At 62.4% G+C, this 16,919-nt stretch carries 13 protein-coding genes; 1 reads left to right on the top strand and 12 read right to left on the bottom strand.

All coding sequences use genetic code 11. The features are described from left to right. The 12 genes from ftsA to mraZ all read right to left on the bottom strand — a co-directional run bounded on the left by ftsA (position 1) and on the right by mraZ (position 15,837). Positions 1-1,401 carry a cell division protein FtsA gene (gene ftsA, locus HHL22_RS14170; protein WP_169532000.1) on the bottom strand — a complete coding sequence of 467 codons (1,401 nt, stop codon included), beginning with the start codon at positions 1,399-1,401 and terminating at the stop codon, positions 1-3. Between the two features lie 86 nt (positions 1,402-1,487). Continuing rightward, the gene (locus tag HHL22_RS14165) at positions 1,488-2,246 is read right to left on the bottom strand and encodes a cell division protein FtsQ/DivIB (RefSeq protein WP_169531999.1); all 759 of its coding nucleotides are present in this window, start codon (positions 2,244-2,246) and stop codon (positions 1,488-1,490) included. Between the two features lie 129 nt (positions 2,247-2,375). Next, complete coding sequence (gene murC, locus HHL22_RS14160; RefSeq protein ID WP_169531998.1) at positions 2,376-3,764, bottom strand: UDP-N-acetylmuramate--L-alanine ligase; 1,389 nt, start codon at positions 3,762-3,764, stop codon at positions 2,376-2,378. Positions 3,765-3,853: 89 nt separating this feature from the next. After that, positions 3,854-4,942: an undecaprenyldiphospho-muramoylpentapeptide beta-N-acetylglucosaminyltransferase gene (gene murG, locus HHL22_RS14155; RefSeq protein ID WP_169531997.1), complete on the bottom strand. Its 1,089-nt coding sequence runs from the start codon at positions 4,940-4,942 to the stop codon at positions 3,854-3,856. A gap of 145 nt (positions 4,943-5,087) precedes the next feature. Next, complete coding sequence (locus HHL22_RS14150) at positions 5,088-6,284, bottom strand: FtsW/RodA/SpoVE family cell cycle protein (protein ID WP_169531996.1); 1,197 nt, start codon at positions 6,282-6,284, stop codon at positions 5,088-5,090. Positions 6,285-6,365: 81 nt separating this feature from the next. Continuing rightward, on the bottom strand, positions 6,366-7,745 hold the full coding sequence (gene murD, locus HHL22_RS14145; RefSeq protein WP_317172667.1) for a UDP-N-acetylmuramoyl-L-alanine--D-glutamate ligase: 1,380 nt from the start codon (positions 7,743-7,745) through the stop codon (positions 6,366-6,368). 76 nt (positions 7,746-7,821) lie between these two features. Then, a complete protein-coding gene (mraY, locus tag HHL22_RS14140) occupies positions 7,822-9,042 on the bottom strand; it encodes a phospho-N-acetylmuramoyl-pentapeptide-transferase (RefSeq protein WP_169531995.1) in 1,221 nt (406 codons plus the stop codon). Between the two features lie 113 nt (positions 9,043-9,155). Beyond that, the gene (locus HHL22_RS14135) at positions 9,156-10,619 is read right to left on the bottom strand and encodes a UDP-N-acetylmuramoyl-L-alanyl-D-glutamate--2,6-diaminopimelate ligase (protein ID WP_394354462.1); all 1,464 of its coding nucleotides are present in this window, start codon (positions 10,617-10,619) and stop codon (positions 9,156-9,158) included. A 203-nt stretch (positions 10,620-10,822) separates the two neighbouring features. Further along, on the bottom strand, positions 10,823-13,414 hold the full coding sequence (locus HHL22_RS14130) for a penicillin-binding protein (protein ID WP_195809287.1): 2,592 nt from the start codon (positions 13,412-13,414) through the stop codon (positions 10,823-10,825). Continuing rightward, a complete protein-coding gene (locus HHL22_RS23635) occupies positions 13,411-14,409 on the bottom strand; it encodes an FtsL-like putative cell division protein (protein WP_195809286.1) in 999 nt (332 codons plus the stop codon). Before HHL22_RS23635 ends, HHL22_RS14130 begins: the two co-directional genes overlap by 4 nt. A gap of 4 nt (positions 14,410-14,413) precedes the next feature. Beyond that, entirely contained in the window at positions 14,414-15,355 is a 942-nt protein-coding gene (gene rsmH, locus HHL22_RS14120) for a 16S rRNA (cytosine(1402)-N(4))-methyltransferase RsmH (RefSeq protein ID WP_169531993.1), read from the bottom strand. After that, positions 15,355-15,837 carry a division/cell wall cluster transcriptional repressor MraZ gene (gene mraZ, locus HHL22_RS14115; protein ID WP_169531992.1) on the bottom strand — a complete coding sequence of 161 codons (483 nt, stop codon included), beginning with the start codon at positions 15,835-15,837 and terminating at the stop codon, positions 15,355-15,357. The genes rsmH and mraZ overlap by 1 nt, the downstream gene beginning before the upstream one ends. A 419-nt stretch (positions 15,838-16,256) precedes the next feature. Here mraZ and HHL22_RS14110 point away from each other — a divergent pair, with 419 nt between their 5' ends. Continuing rightward, positions 16,257-16,844, top strand: a complete 588-nt coding sequence (locus HHL22_RS14110; protein WP_169531991.1) for an RNA polymerase sigma-70 factor — start codon at positions 16,257-16,259, stop codon at positions 16,842-16,844. Positions 16,845-16,919 lie beyond the last annotated feature (75 nt).

Here is a 16,919-nt window from a genome sequence, read left to right as displayed (position 1 = left end):
TTAGTATTGCTTGTCGTCGAAATCGTCAATCAAAATTCCCTTTAGCTTGTCGGTCATGCCCTTGAGGTAGCTGCCAAACTTGCTGGGGCCTTTGGGTTCCTTGGGCTTTTCTGGCTCGGGCGCGGGAGCTGGCGCCGGGGCCGCCGTGAAGGAGGGCACCACCGGGGCCGCCACTGGCGCGGGGGCCGAGTAGGCATAAGCAGCAGGCTCTTCCTCGCCGTACACGGGGCGCACCAGGCGCTCGTCGGTTACGGCTTGGTAGCCGGCCAGCACCAGGCCCACGCCCGTCGCGTGCATGGGCGACTTCACGGCCTCAATCTTGCCCTTGCCCAGGTGTTGGTTGGGGTAACCGATGCGCGTATCGAGGCCGGTAAGGTACTCGGTCAGCTGCTCCAGGTTTTGGAGCTGCGACCCGCCGCCGGTCAGCACAATGCCGGCCGAGAGCTTGTCTTGCAGGCCCATGCGGTAAATCTCCGCGTACACCAACTCCACAATCTCCGACATGCGCGCCTCAATGATGTGCGCCAGGTTCTTGAGCGACACTTCTTTAGGCGGCCGGTTGGGCAAGCCCGGAATGCTCACGATTTCGTAATCGCTGGCTTCCTCGGCAATGGCCTTGCCGAATTTTACCTTTAGCTGCTCGGCCTGGCTAGGCGTCACGTTGCACCCCTGGCGAATGTCCTGGGTGATGATATTGCCGCCAAACGGCAGCACGGCCGCGTGCCGAATCACGCCGTCCTTGAATACGGCCAGGTCGGTGGTGCCGCCGCCAATGTCAATCAGCGCCACGCCGGCTTCCTTTTCCTCGTCGCTCAGCACCGATACGCTCGACGCCAGCGGCTCCAGAATGAGGTCGGCGATGGCCAGGCCCGCCTTGGTCACGCACTTGTTGATGTTGTTGATGGCCGCGCTCTGCGCCGTGATGATGTGGAAGTTACCCTCCAGGCGTACCCCGGCCATGCCGATGGGGTCAGTGACGCCGCCCTCAAAGTCCACCTTGTAGTCCTGCGGCATCACGTGAATGATTTGCGAGCCGGGCGGCGTTACCAGCCGGTACATATCGGCGGTGAGGCGGTTCACGTCGTCCTGCGAAATCTCGCTGTCGGCGTTGGGCCGCGTAATGGAGCCATTGTGCTGCAGGCTGCGGATGTGCTGCCCGGCAATGCCCACGTTCACCACGCCAATATCGATGCCCGACTGCTCCTCAGCCTGCCGGATGGCGCGCCGAATAGCATCCACGGTTTTGTCGATGTTGAGCACCACGCCGCGCTGCACGCCTTCCGACGTCGCCTTGCCCATGCCCAGAATTTCGAGTTTGCCATACTCGTTTTTGCGGCCCACCAAGGCACAAATTTTAGTGGTGCCAATGTCGAGGCCGACGACGATTTTATCTTGTTGCATGGGAGTCGAGGCGAGCAGTGAAAGAACGAAAGCTAAGTTTGTTAGCCGTTTATTTAAAAAAGAAAGAATTGATTTGCAAGTAATTTCTACTCACAAATTATTTGGTTTTGGTATTCCACATTTACCCGATGGTAGGTATCCCAGCCCAAAACTGACGGAATTTGTCGGTAAAATACTATCAATTTAGCGAATTTTCCAGCAATGTCACTGGGTGAGCCAAACTCTACGCGCTGGTCGCCGACCTGTTGCGTAAAGCTGAGCTTGCCGCCCGGCTCCACGAATACCTCGGCCACCTGCGCCCGCCAAAACGGATGCTCGTCTACGTAGCGCAGAAAATCAAGGTAGCCGCGCCCCACGCTGTCTTGAAAGAAGCTGGGGGGCAGCGCCCCACCGCCGGCGCGGCTCACCGTAGCCACCCGCGCCGTGTAGAGCGGCGAAAGCGGCAGACGCTTGCCGCTGGCATCAAGGTAGCTATCCAGGCGGTCGTCGGCGTGCACCAAGCGGGCAATGGGGCGGTTTTGGCGCACGTCGGCGTGCAGGTTGCCCGCCAGGTCGCGGTACACCTGGGCGTCGCGCACGAAAGGATGCGCCCGCAGGCGGCTCTCTAGCTGGCGCAGGCGCGGGCCCTCGGGCACGGTGCCCAGCACCGGGTCTTTGCCCCCGGCGGTAAGCAGCGCCGTGACGCCACGCTCGCTGATGAAAAACGTGTTTAAGTCGTTGGCAATAGTCACCACGATATTCTCGACCGGCTTGTGCGCCTGCCGCACCACCGCAAAGGTGGCCATGCCGCCTAGGCCCAGCAGGCAGGCGAACGCAACGAGCAGGTTACGAACATTTTTTTGCATGCATTTTTATTCCTGACCAGTAGTCGGCACCGGAATTAATTTAACTTGTTTTCTAAAATAATTAGCTGGCGTTTTTTGGATTAATCCAGTAAAACACCCGTGGTAAAAACCTCTATTTACCGCGATTATTCAGGCTGCCTGCACTATTTTTTTCAGCTTCGGAACCAACGTATCAATATCGCCCGCGCCAACCGTTGCTAATATGTCAAATGTAGGCGAATCTTGGGCGTTTTGCAATACTTCTTCTTTGGTTTGCAATGATTTAGCGGAAGAAATTTTGGCCAATAATATGTCCGAAGTAATTCCAGGAATTGGTAATTCGCGGGCCGGGTAAATATCCAGCAAAACCACTTCGTCGGCCAGGCTCAAGCTTTGTGAAAATCCCTCGGCAAAATCGCGGGTGCGGGTAAATAAATGGGGCTGAAAAATGACGCGCAGGCGCTTGCCCGGATACAGCGCCCGCAGCGAGCGCAGGAAAGTTTCTATCTCGCGCGGGTGGTGCGCGTAGTCATCCACGTACACCTTATTGGGCCCGGTCACAACGAATTCAAACCGCCTTTTCACGCCCTGATAAGCCGCCACGGCCGCGGGCAGCTGCGCGCTGGCCACGCCAAAAAGCTGCGCCGCTGCCGCCGCCGCCAGCATGTTCTCCACGTTGTGAAAGCCCGGCACGGCCAATTGCAGCCCCGGCACCATTCCTAGGGGGCCGTGCAAGTCGAAGGTAAACTCGTGGCCTGCGGCGGCAATGTGCTCGGCAAATAGATCGGGGCCCTGCGCGGCCGTGAGGCCGTAGCGCAGCACGCGGGTGCCGGGCGGCACAGCGGCGGCCACGCGCGCATCGGCGGTGTGGTTGAGCAGCAGGGTGCCGCCGGGCTTAATTTGGCTTACAAACTGGCAGAAGGAATCAATTAGCGCGCTTTGCTCGCCGTAAATATCGAGGTGGTCGGCATCGGTGCTGGTGACGATGGCCACGTCGGGATGCAGGGTCAGGAAGCTGCGGTCGTACTCGTCGGCCTCTACCACCACGGGCGCGGCGGGCGTCTGGGGTAGCAGCAGGTTGCTGCCCAGGTTCACCGAAATACCCCCTAGGAAGGCGCCCGCGTCGAGGCCGGCGTGGTGCAGCAAGTGGGCCACCATGCTGCTGGTAGTGGTTTTGCCGTGGGTGCCGGCCACCGCAATGGTAGGCCGGCCGGCCGTGAGCACGCCCAGCACCTGACTGCGCTTGCGAATATCGTAACCCTCGGCGCGTAGCCAGGCCCACTCGCGGCTATCGGCCGGGATGGCGGGCGTCAGCACGACTAGTACCTGGTTTTTATTTTCCCGAATTACCGCCGGAATATTCGCTACGTCGTCATGGTAGTGCACGGCAATTCCTTCGGCTTGCAAGGCTTGCGTCAGGGGCGTTTCAGTTTTATCGTAGCCGCTTACTTGGTGGCCGTTGGCTTTAAACCACCGCGCCAGCGCCGACATCCCGATGCCCCCAATACCCAGAAAAAATACGTAAGGAAATTGCTGCACCTTTTTTAATTTAAATTAGGAGTTATGAATTATGAGTTGCGGCCAAGCGGCAACACTTGCGCAAGGGCGTAATTCTTACTGCATATTCTTCAGTTTTTAATTAACCTGAATAATTCGTCCACTATCGCCGTGGTAGCGGCGGGCCGGGCCAGTTCGCGCACCCGTTCGCTAAGCGTTTGCTGGCGGGCGGGGTCGGCCAGCAGGCGCAGGGTTTCGTCGTAGAGGCGGACGGCCGCGTGCTCGTCGGTGACGAGTACGGCAGCGCCTTTGCTCACCAGGGCTAGGGCATTTTTAGTTTGGTGGTCTTCGGCCACGTTGGGCGAGGGCACCAGCACGCTCGCCTTGCCCGTAAGGCAAAGCTCTGATACGGAGAGGGCCCCGGCCCGGCTGATAACCACGTCGGCCGCGGCGTAGGCCAGGTCCATGCGTTGAATAAACTCCAGGGCGTGCAGGTGCTGGGCGGCGTAGGGGGCTACCTGCTGCCGGGCCTCGGGGTAATAAAGCTTGCCGGTTTGCCAGAGTAGTTGCACGCCGGCTTCGGCCAGGCGGGGCAGGGCGGCGGCGGTAGCTTGGTTGAGGGTGCGGGCCCCTAGGCTGCCGCCAATTACGAGCAGCGTTTTTTTGGCGGGGTCCAGGTTGAAAAACGCGAGGGCTTCGGCGCGGTCGCCGAGGGCAATTTCGGTGCGGATGGGGTTGCCGGTGAGCACCAGCTTGTCGGCCGGAAAGAACTTTTCCATGCCATCATACGCCACGCATATCTTACTTACGCGGCGCGCCAGCAGCTTATTCACGAGCCCGGCGTAGGAATTTTGCTCCTGAATGAGGCTAGGAATGCCGCGCGAGGTGGCCGCCAGCAGCACCGGCGCCGAGGCGTAGCCGCCCACGCCCACCACGGCATCGGGCCGGAACTGCTCAATTAATTTGCCCGCGGCCCGCACCGAGCGAAATACCCGCACCGGAAACAAAAGGTTTTGGGGCGTGAGGCGGCGCTGCAAGCCGGTAATGTCGAGGCCCACAATGCTGTAGCCGGCCTCGGGCACGCGCGTCATTTCCATGCGGCCGTTGGCGCCCACGAACAGAATTTCGGCGTCGGGCTGCCGCCGCCGAATCTCGTTGGCAATTGCCACCGCCGGGAAGATGTGCCCGCCCGTTCCGCCGCCGGAAATGATGAATTTCATTAGATTTTTTCTTGTAATTAAGCGATGGTCATGCTGAGCTTGCCGAAGCATCTCTACCGCGTAAGTAATCTCAGACGCTAGGGCTAGTGCTGCGATAGAGATGCTTCGGCAGGCGGACGCCAGATGAGCATGACCACCCTTTTTATTAGTACCCCGCCCTTTTGCTAGGAATGCGCGCCGTATCGGCGGGCTCGCCCTTCATGGGGCGGATTTCGCGGTCACCCCGGCTCACTGCCAGGATGATACCGATGCTCAAACCAGTGAAAATCAAGGAAGTGCCACCCATGCTGAGCAGCGGCAGCGGCAGACCCGTCACGGGTCCTAGGCCCACGGCCACGCCCATATTCACCATAGCTTGCAGCACCAGGCTGAAACTGAGGCCCGCCGACAGCAAGCCGCCAAATGCCCCCTGGCTGTTCATCACCGTTTTCAGCCCGCGGTACAAAAAAGCGAGGTACAGAAAGAGCACTACCAGGCCGCCCAGCATGCCGTATTCCTCGATAATGATGGCGTAGATAAAGTCGGAATACGGGTGGGGCATGATGTTGCGCTCGGTGCTTTTGCCGGGGCCCTTGCCCGTGACGCCGCCCGTGGCAATGGCGATAAACGAGTGTTCGAGCTGAAACTGGGGCTTCTTGGTTTTGTCGGTGAAGTTGGACACGCGCGACACCACCGTGCCCAGGCGCTGCCCGGCCGCGAGGCCCGCGCCCCCTAGGGTCACGCCAATGGCCACCATCAGCAGCATCTGCTTCATGGGCACGCGGCCGATGAACATGAGCAGCAGGCAGGTGATGAAGAGCAGCAGCGCCGTGGAGGCGTTCGACAAAATGATGAGCCCGCAGATGACGCCCACCCACAGCATCACCGGAAACAGGGTGTTCCAGAAGTCGTGCAGGTGCTGCTGGCGGCGGCTGAGCATGCTGGCCAGGTGCGTGATGAGCGCCAGCTTGGCCAGGTCGGAGGGCTGAAACGTTTGGTTGATAACTGGAATAACCAGCCAGCGCGAGGCCCCGTTGATGTCGCCGCCCATGAAATAGGTGAACAACAGTAGCGGCACCGAAATGAGCAGCGCGTAGAGCGACAGGCGTGAGTAGTGGCGATAGTCGATGCGGTGGGCGGCCCAGGCCAGCACGAGGCCGCCCAGTATCAAACTACTGTGCTTCAAGGCAATACCCTCGACTGAGCCCGAGCGGCCGTGCAGCTCGTTGCGGTAGGCCAGCGTGCCGGTGGCCGAGTACACCACCGCGATGCTAATGAGCGAAAACAGGATGACGATGGCCCACAGAATGGGGTCGCCCTTGAGGTTGCGCTGGAGCCAGGTGAGGCGAAAGGTGGGCTGCATAGGACCGCAGATTTAACGGATTTAACGGATTTCGCGGATACGCCCGCCAGCGGCGGGCTGACTGCGCTTTTTAGCAAAAAACTACTCTAGGGCCCGCACTGCCGCGATAAACTGGCGGCCGCGGTCTTCGTAGTTCTGAAATAAGTCGAAGCTGGCGCAGGCCGGCGACAGCAGCACCACGTCGCCGGGGGCAGCGTGGGCGGCGGCGCGGCGCACGGCGTCGGCCATATCCTGGGTTTCTTCGATAAGGGGCACGTAGTCGGCGAAGGCGGCCACGAGTTTGGCATTATCGACCCCTAGGCAGATGAGGGCCTTTACTTTTTGCTGGGCCAGGGGCTGCAGCGGGGCGTAGTCGTTGCCCTTGTCGGTGCCGCCGGCAATCCAGATGAGGTTGCTTTTCACGCCGTCGAGCGCATACCAGGCGGCCTCCACGTTGGTGGCCTTGCTGTCGTTGATGTACGTCACCCCCCCTAGGTCGGCCACGGGCTGCAGGCGGTGCTCGGCGTTATGGAAGGTGCCTAGGGCTTGCTCGATAGCCGGGCGGCTGACGCCGGCCACGCGGGCGGCCAGCACGGCGGCCAGCACGTTCTGGCGGTTGTGCTCGCCGATGAGGGGCGAGGCTGCGGTGTTGACGCGCTCCGTCTCGCTGTAGTAGCCGGGCAGCAAGTCGAGGCAGATTTCGTTTTCCTCCTTGTAGTAGCCGCCCAGGTGAAAGTCGGGACGGTGGTGCAGGCTAAAGGGCAGCTGCTGCATGGGCCGCAGCGCCGCCTTGAAGTAGCGCTGGATATTCTCGTCGTCGGCGTTGTAGATGAAGGAGCAGCTGCTGTCCTGGTTGCGCACGATGCGCAGCTTCGACTCGGCGTACTTAGCCAGCGAGTAGTCGTAGCGGTCGAGGTGGTCGGGGGTGATATTGAGCAGCAGCGCAATCCAGGGCTGGAAGTAGCTGATGTCGTCGAGCTGGAAGCTGCTCAGCTCCAGCACGTAGTAGTCAAAGTTGTTTTCGATAACCTGCTCGGCCAGCGAGTAGCCGATGTTGCCGGCCAGCCCCACGTTGTAGCCCGCTTCCTTCAGCAGGTGGTAAGTGAGCAGGGTAGTTGTGGTTTTGCCGTTGGTGCCCGTGATGGCGATGTAGCGCGCCTGGGTGTAGCGGCTGGCAAACTCAATCTCGGAAATAATCGGAATATTTTTCTCCCGCAGCGCCTTGATAACCGGCGCCTTCTCCGGGATGCCGGGGCTCTTTACTACTTCATCGGCCCCTAGGATTCTATCCAGCGAGTGCATATTCTCCTCGAACTCGATACCGGCCTGGGTTAGCTTCTGCTTGTAGTCGGGCTTGATTTCGCCGCGGTCCGACACGAACACGGCGTGGCCTTTGGCTTGGGCCAGCAGGGCCGCGCCCACGCCGCTTTCGGCAGCTCCGAGGATAACGATATTTTTCATATTCTTTTCGGGTGTTTTCACCGCAGAAGACGCAGAGGGCTTCGCAGAGGAAGCGTAGAAGAACGGCCTCCGCGGTCCTTCTGCGGTGAAAACAGCATTAACGTAACTTCAACGTAACCAAGGTGATAACCGCCAGCATAATCCCCACAATCCAGAACCGCGACACGATTTTAGATTCGTGGTAGCCCAGCTTCTGGTAGTGGTGGTGCAGCGGCGACATGCGCAGCAGGCGGCGGCCCTCGCCGTACTTGCGCTTGGTATACTTAAACCAGCTCACCTGCACGATAACCGACAAGTTTTCAATCAGAAATACGCCGCACAATACTGGAATCAGCAGCTCTTTGCGCACGATGAGGGCCAGCACCGCGATAATACCCCCTAGGGCCAGCGAGCCGGTGTCGCCCATGAATACCTGCGCTGGGTACGAGTTGTACCACAAAAACCCGATGCACGCCCCCACGAAGGCCGTGCAAAAGATAACCAGCTCGCTGGAATCCGGGATGAACATAATATCCAGGTAATCAGCCAGCAGCGCATTACCGCTCACGAAGGCGAAAATGGCCAGCGTAATGCCGATAATGGCCGAGGTGCCGGCCGCCAGCCCGTCGAGACCGTCGGTGATGTTGGCGCCGTTGCTCACGGCCGTGATGATGACGATTACCAGCGGGATGTAGAGCAGGCCGTAAAACTCCTTGAACACGAACTGCGCGTTGGCAAACAAGTCGCTGTAGTTCAGCTCGTTGTTTTTCAGAAAGGGCACCGTCGTGATAGTCAGGTGCACGTCGCGCCACACCTTGGTGGCGTCCACGGCCGAGAGCTGGCCGTTGGGCAGCAGGTACTCGCGCACCGTCACCTCGTTGCTGTAGTAGAGCACCCAGCCCACCGTCAGGCCTAGGCCAATTTGGCCCAGCACCTTAAAGCGCCCGCTCAAGCCTTCCTTGTTCTTGCGAAACACCTTGATGTAGTCGTCGAGAAAGCCAATCAGCCCCAGCCACACGGTGCTCAGCAGCATCAGGATGATGTAGATGTTGCGCAGGCGCGCAAACAGCAGCACTGGCACCAGAATAGCCAGCAGAATGATGAGGCCGCCCATAGTGGGAGTGCCCTTCTTCTCCATCTGCCCTTGCAGGCCTAGGTCGCGGATGCTTTCGCCCACTTGCTTGCGCTGCAGCGCCCCGATGAGCCGGCCCCCAAAAATCTGGGCAATGAGCAGCGAGGTCACGACGGCCAGCGCCGCCCGGAAGGTGGTGTACTGAAACACGCCCACCCCCGGCAGGTGGTAGTGTTCGTGCAGGTAGCGAAAGAGGTAGTAGAGCATAATGGTCAGCCATTGCCTGTCAGTGCGAGCGCAGCGAAGTAATCGCACCGGGCGGTAATCGTTCGGGTATCGTGCTGATGCGATTGCTTCGCTGCGCTCGCACTGACAAGTCGTTAGGTACTAAGTTCAGAAAGTGCTTTCCGCAGCTCCTCGCGGTCGTCGAAGTGGGCTTTGATGCCCTTTATTTCCTGGTAGGTTTCGTGGCCTTTGCCGGCCAGCAGCACCAGGTCGCCGGGGCGGGCCAGGGCCACGGCGGCCCGAATGGCCTGGCGGCGGTCGGCAATGGTTTGGGCATGGGCATCGGCGGGCGGGGTGAGGCCGGCCTGCATCTGGCGCAGGATGTCGAGCGGGTCTTCGTCGCGCGGGTTGTCGGCGGTGAGGATAACCTCGTCGGAGAGCTGGGCGGCCAGCCGGGCCATCACGGGGCGCTTGGCGGCGTCGCGGTTGCCGCCGCAGCCCACCACCGTGATGATGCGCTGCCCCGGCCGGCGCGTCTGCTGCAAGGTTTGGAGCACGTTTTCGAGCGCGTCGGGCGTGTGGGCGTAGTCCACGAGGCCGATGATGGCCCGGCCCGGCACGGTCACTGGCTCGAAGCGGCCGGGCGCCGTCGTCAGGCCCGAGAGAATGGTGAGCACTTCGGTGGCGTCTTCGCCCAGCAGCACGGCCGCGCCGTACACGGCCAGTAGGTTGTAGGCATTAAACACGCCGATAAGCCGGAAATGCACCTCCCGGTTTTCGATTTCGAGCAGCAAGCCGGCCAGGCTATTATCCACCAGCCGGGCGCGGAAGGTAGCGGCCGAGCGCAGGGAGTAGGTTTCGCGGCGGGCGGCGGTGTTTTGCAGCATCACCGCGCCGTTGCGGTCGTCGGCGTTGGTGAGGGCGAAGGCGGCGCGGGGCAGCGCATCAAAAAAGCCTTTTTTAGCGTCGCGGTAGTTGCCGAAGGTGCCGTGGTAGTCGAGGTGGTCGTGGGTGAGGTTGGTGAACACGCCGCCCGCGAAGCGCAGCCCGCCAATGCGGTGCTGGGCCACGGCGTGGCTGCTCACTTCCATGCAAGCGTGGGTGCAGCCGGCGGCCACCATGCGCGCCAGCAGCTCGTTCAGCCGAATGGCATCGGGGGTGGTGTGGGTGCTGGGCACCACGGTTTCGTCAATCTGGTTTTGCACCGTGCTTAGCAGGCCGCAGTGGTAGCCCAGCTCGCGCAGCAGCTTGTGCAGCAGCGTGGCGCAGGTGGTTTTGCCGTTGGTGCCCGTCACGCCCACCAGCTGCAGCTGGCGCGAGGGATGGCCGTAGAACGCGCTGGCCACCGGCCCTAGGGCCGCGGCCGCGTCGGGTACCTGCACGTAGGTGGTGGCCGGGTTCAGCTCGGCGGGCAGCTCCTCGCACAGCACCACGGCCGCCCCCAGGGCCACCGCCTGCCCAATAAACTTATGACCATCGGTGGCGGTGCCGCGCAGGGCGCAAAACAGCATGCCCGGCCCCGCCTGCCGCGAATCGAGCGTGAGGCCCACCACGGGCACGTCGGCCGAACCCTGCTGGGTCAGCACATGCACGTCGGTGAGCAGGGAGAAAAGGGGCAGGTTCATCGTTTTTTAGCTGGTCGCCGCGGGTGGTTAGCCGTTGGCTTTTTATTCGGGTGGCCTGCTTTGCTACCTGGTTACTTCCAGTGCTTAGCCTCGGCAGCTGGACTATGTTTCTGAAAGCACGGAATCTCGAATTTACACAACCCGGCACCTTTCGCCTCCCCTAGGGCCTCGCGTCGCCCCCAAGGGCCACCGGGCACTTATCCATTGCTGCCCCTAGGCCCCGGCCGGGCCGTGAGGCGGGTTTCGGGCTGGCGGGCTTTGGGCTTGTCCTTGTTTTTCTTGTCGCCTTTTGCCTTCGCGCCGCTGGCCTTTTCCTTCCCTTCGCCACCCCTAGGCTCGGCGGTTGGCTTAGCAGCTTTAGCCTTGCTGTCGGCCCTAGGGGCTGCTGGCTTGGCGGCCGCTTTTTCTGGGGCGGCTTTGGCTTTGGCATCCTTGGCCGGGCTAGCGGCGGTGGTTCTGGCAGCGGCTTTCTCTTGCTCCCTGCCCCTAGGGGCAGCCGGGCGGCTGGCCGCTTTGGTGGGCTTGGCCTTGGCGGCGCTGTTGGCCCTAGGCGCCTTGGTGGCGTGAGCGTCCATTTCGGCGGGCACCAGCAGGGTATTCTCCTCGATTTCGGTGTGCTCGGGCTCGGGCAAGGCCAGCGGCGTGGCGGCAATGGTGGCGGTGGGCGTCAGGGCCAGGCTGACGGTGGCGCCGCGCTTGGCCGGCTCGCCGGGGGCCAGCGACTGCGCCCGCACGCGGCCGGTGCCGGCGCTTACTACGTGCAGGCCGCGGTTTTCGAGCAGGAACAGCGCGTCGCGCAGCGTGAGGCCGCGCACGTCGGGCATCCGGCCTGGGTGCGTCACGCTGGGGTCGGGCCGCAGGCTTACAGTGCGGGCCACGAAGGCCGTGTCGCGGGCGGGGGCGGCGCGCACCCAGTCCTCGCCGCCGGTGGCGCGGGTTTGGCCGGGCAGGCCGATGCGCTCGCACACCAGCGCAATTTCATCCTGCAAGCCGGCGCGCACCAGCGGCACCGGCGAGCGCCGGGCGGGCACCCGCGCCAGCATGGGGCGCTGGCTGGCCTGGTCGCGGGCCATGCAGCGGTCGGCAATGTCGCGGAACACCGGCGCCGCCACGTCGCCGCCGTAAATGCGGCCCTTGCTCGGCGAGTCAATCACTACAATGCAGCTATACTTGGGCTTGTCGGCCGGGAAATAGCCGCAGAAGCTGGTCGAGTACGTCTTGGTGTACTGCCCATTCTTGAACTTCCAGGCCGTGCCCGTTTTGCCCGCGATGCTGTAGTCCTTGGGCCGGATGGCCTTGGCCGTGCCTTCCAGCACCACGCCCTCCAGCATGGCGCGCACCTTGCGCAGGGTGGCTTCCGAGCATATCTGCGGGTTCAGCACCCGCGTGTCGAAGCTTTCCACCACCTGGTCGGCTTCCTTTATTTCCTTCACAATCATGGGCGCCACCTTCACCCCACCGTTGGCCACGGCGTTGTAAAAGGCCAGCGTTTGCAGCGGCGCCAGCTTCAACTCGTAGCCGATGCTCATGGTGCTGAGCGAGGTGCGGCTCCAGCTGCGGTCCTTGGGGTCCTTCACGTAGGGCAGGGCCTCGCCATTCATCTGGAACCCTAGGGGCTTGTCCAGCCCAAAGCGCTTGAGGTAGTCAGTGTACTGCGTGGGGTTGCTGCCGAAGTGCTCCTGCGCCAGGCGCGCCACCCCAATGTTGCTCGATTTCTCGAACACCTGCTGCACCGTAATCACGCCGTTGGCGTGCGAGTCGGTTTTCACCGCCCCGCCAATAAACATGCGCCCCGGCCCGGTATTCACCTTGTCGTCGAGGCTCAGGTTCGGGTCGGCCTCCAGCACGGCCATCATCGAAGCCAGCTTGAAAGTCGAGCCCGGCTCGGTGCGGCCCTGGTCGGCAAAGGCGTAGTTGTAGTCCTCCTTGTAGGTGCCGTCGGTAGCCTTGCCCAAGTTGGCCACAGCCTTGATGGCGCCGGTTTTTACTTCCATCAAAATCACGCAGCCGTACTTGGCGTCGTTGGCCACCAGGGCCTTGTAGAGGGCATCCTCGGCGCCGTCCTGCAGGTTGATGTCGAGGGTCGTCTTCACGTCGTAGCCCGGCTGGGGCTTCACCTCGGTGCCGTCGTACACGGGCTTGAGCCCGCCCGGCACGCGCTCAAACAGCGCCTCGCCTGGCCGGCCGGCCAGCTTCTGCTGGAAGGTAAACTCCAGGCCCGCGCCGTTCTTGTCCTCGTTCACGAAGCCTACCGTGCGCTGGGCCAGCCCCCCAAACGGCCGGAAGCGCTTGTCCACCTTCTCGAAAATAACGCCGCCCCGCCGCTTGGCCCGGAAGATGGGCCAGCTGGCAAACTCCTTCTTCTCCTGGAAGTTAATCTGCCGCGAGTTCAGCCGGATGTAGCGCACATCGTGGTCGTTGTGGGCTTCCACCAGCTTGCGCTTGTATTCCTGCCAGCTGCGGTCCTGGAAGAAATTGGCCAGCCGGTGGGCCAGCGAGTCCACCTTCTGGCGAAACAGCGCGTCATCGACCACGCCGGGGTCCCAGGCCACCCGGTAGAAAGGCAGCGAGGTAGACATAATGCTCTCGTTGTCGGAGTAGATGTTGCCCCGCGTGGCCGGCACCGGCTGGTAGCTGATGCGGCGCTCCTGCTCCAGGGCGCGCCACTTGGCGCCTTCCTGGTACTGGATGTGCGAGATTTTCCAGGCAATGGCGCCCGAAAACAGCGTCACGCCCAGAAACGCGAGCCGCACCCGCGTGACGATGGATTTTTTTACGCTGCTTTTCATCGGGTTGCCGGGCCGTGCGAAGAAGAATGGGAAGCCGCCTTTTTAGCGCCGCGGGGGCTAGGAACCGCCTGAACTTCTTGCGCTGTTTTGTGCTTTTTTGTACTATTAGCTTTGCTACGGCGCTTGCTTTCGCCGGCTCGCCCGCTGCTCAGCGTATTGCCCGCCTGGCTGTTAGGTGCCGCCAGCGAATCGTCGGGCGAGAGGCCGGGCGGGGGCGCACCGGCTTCGGGCGTGTCGTCGGTGGGCAGGCCAAACTGCTGGCGGCGCACGCGGCCCTCTACCGAGTCGGCGCGGGCTGCGGCCACCGAGTCGCGGGCGGCGCGGGCGGCCAGGGTGTCGGACGTCAGCACGGGCATCGTTTCCAGCTCAGCCTCGTCGAGGCGGCCGGCCGGCACCGTGATGCGGAAGGGCGGCGAGGAGCTTTCCACCAGCCCGATGGCGGCCACCTTGCGCGCCACCTCGCTTTGCTTACTAGCTTCCATGTAGTCCGACTTCAGGGTGGTGTAGTCGGCGCGCAAGTCCTCGGTTTCCTGCTTGAGGCGCTGGATGTTACGGTTCATGCGGTTGCCGTAGTGCGTGTTGCCGATGTAAAGCAGCGTGAGCGCCATCACGAACAGCAGCTTGGGCAGGTAGCGCACCGGCAGGCCTTCACGGAATAGTCCATCGAGGCCCGTAAAGCGGTCGAGCAGCGAAAACAAACTCCAGCCGGTGGCCGTGGCGCCGGCGGGGGCTTGCTTCCACTCGCTGGCTTGGGCATCGGCTTCCTCAGCCGTGAGGGGCCTAGGGCCGGGGCGGGGCTGGCGGCGCGGCCCATCGCCGGGGCCCGGTGCCGGAGTTGGCTCTGGCGTGGGGGTAGGGGTGGGCACAGGGGCAGCTACCGCGGCCGGGGCGGCCACGGGCTCGGCGGCCACCTCCTCGGGCGGGGCAAGGCGGGGGCGCACCGTATTGGTGCGGGGCGGGCCGGCGGGCCCAGGGCGCAGAGTGTTGGTAGCCATAGCCTTATGCCGGGTTAGTAGTGCGAACGCCCACCCGCAGCTTGGCACTGCGGGCGCGGCTATTAAGGGCAATTTCTTCGGCCGAAGCCTCTACGGGTTTGCGCGTCAGGGCCTCGAAAGGCAGCTGCGTGCGGCCGTATAAGTCCTTTTCGGCCTGGCCGAAGAACTTGCCCTGGGCCAGGAAATTCTTCACCAGCCGGTCTTCCAGCGAGTGGTAGCTCATGACGACCAGCCGGCCGCCGGGGCGCAGTACCTGGGCCGTCTGGGTCAGCATCTCTTGCAGGGCCGCCAGCTCGTCGTTTACCTCAATGCGCAGGGCTTGAAATACTTGCGCCAGGTATTTATTCTCTTTGCCCCTAGGGGTAACCGGCGCAATGGCCTGCTTCAGCTCGGCAATGGTGCGCAGCGAGCGCTGGCGCCGGGCCTGCACCACGGTGGCGGCCAGCGTGCGGGCGTTGGTCACCTCGCCGTACATGCCAAAAATGCGGTGCAGCGCGGCTTCGTCGTAGTCGTTGAGCACGTCGGCAGCCGTGGGGGCGCTGGCATCCTCGGGGTTCATGCGCATATCCAGCGGCCCGTCGAAGCGAGTGCTAAAGCCGCGCTGGGCGGTGTCGAACTGGTGCGACGATACCCCTAGGTCGGCCAGCAGCCCATCCACGGGCAAGGCTTCGCGCGCGGCCAGCTCGCCGGCCAGGTGCCGAAAATTGGCCCGCACGAACGTAAACTGCGGCCGGGCCAGCGCAGCCGCTTCGCGCTCGGCCGCGTCGTCCTGGTCGAAACTATACAAGTGGCCGTCAAGCAGTTGCTCTACTATCCGGGCCGAGTGGCCGCCGCCACCGAAGGTCACGTCCACGTAGCGGCCACCGGGCACAAGGGCCAGGGCATCCAAGCACTCGGCCAGCAGCACCGGGCGGTGGTAGGCGGTATCGTTGGCGCGGGACTCCATCAGGCCAGGGGGGCCGGCGTGCCCGGCGTGTCGAGGGGAGTGGCTAAGAACTTCTGCGCCATGCTCGAAAGCTGGCTCATGTCCTTAATTAAGAAATCGTCGTAGCGGGCAGGGTCCCACAGCTCGCAGCGGTTGCCCAGGCCTACTATCACGGCGTCCTTCTCGATACCGGCGTAGCGGCGCATGGAACCCGGCAGCCCAAAGCGCCCGATGCTATCTAGCTCTACCTCCGTCATGCCCCGAAAGAAATTGCGCTGAAACTGCCGGTTTTCCTCGTTGAACTCGTCGAGGGCCGTCACCTTGGCGTGAATCAGCTCCCAGGCGGCCCGCGGGTAGAGCGTGAGGCAGGGCTCGAAGCCGCGCACCAGCACCAGCTGGTTGGCAAACGTGGCGGGCAGGGCCGCTTTCACCTTGGCCGGCAGCACCAGCCGCCCCTTGGGGTCGAGCTTGCAGTCGTATTCGCCGGACAGGGACTGGTGCATGGTTGGGTGAGAGAGCGGGGCCTAGGGCGGGCCGATAGGCTACAAAATTACAAGCCTTGCCAGAAAAGCCACCACCTTTTACCACTTTCTACCACACTCCCAAAACCGCTCAAACAGCTTAGAAACGCTTGTTTTAGCTCTTATGCAACAATGTTGCTTTATTTTAACAGGCCATAGAAGGTGCATTTGAGGCTGGCAGGACGCCAAAAAACTGGGCCAGTAAAAATAATTTTTATCAGCAACTATGTTGCAAAAATGTATTTACCCGGCGGGTAGTGCCGGGCGCCGCCTCCCGCCGAAGCTCCCGCAACTTCGCCTTGCCGCTTAGTGGCGGCTAGGCCAGCGGGCGTGACCAGTCTCCACAAAATTTGCGTTAAATTTCCGCAAAAGTTTTGCTGGCTTCTCCCCTCTCCCCCACCTTGCCAACCAAGCCTGCCTTTTCGGAGCCCGACTGCCTGCGCCGTCTGAAAGAAGACGACCAACGGGCTTTCGATGCCCTGTTTCGGCACTACAGCGCCTTGGTGTACCGCTTCGCGTTTGGCTACCTCAAGTCGCGGGCGGCGGCCGAGGAGATTGTGCAGGAATGCTTTATTAAGATTTGGGAAAAGCGCGGGCAGCTGCGCGAGGACGTGCCGCTGAAGGGCTACCTGTTTACGGTGGCGCACCATGCCATCCTCAACGAGCTGCGGCGCGACCAGCACCAGCTGCGCCTGGCCGGGCAGGTGGCGGCTACCAGCAGCCCCAGCGTGGCCAACGAAGCCGAGTACCAGGAAATGGAGGCGCTCTACCTGGCCGCCCTCGACAAGCTGCCGCCCAAGCAGCGCGAGGCTTTTTTGCTGAGCCGGCAGCAGGGTCTCTCCTACCCCGAGATTGCCGAGCGGCAGGGTGTGTCCGTCAAAACCGTGGAAACGCACATTATGCAGGCCCTAAAAACGCTGCGCTCGTATTTCCGGCTGCACGGGGGGGGCGTCATCGGCGTGCTGCTGATGCTGACGCTAGGGCGCTAGCTGGCTGGCCGTGCGCCGCCGCGTTTGCTAACCGGCCTAGGCAGCTGCCCCCCGGCAGGCCCCTAGGGCGGTCTG

This window comes from Hymenobacter polaris (genome assembly GCF_012927305.1).
In the GTDB taxonomy this organism is placed as follows: Bacteria; Bacteroidota; Bacteroidia; order Cytophagales; family Hymenobacteraceae; genus Hymenobacter; species Hymenobacter polaris.
This window is presented reverse-complemented; position numbering and strand designations above follow the sequence as displayed.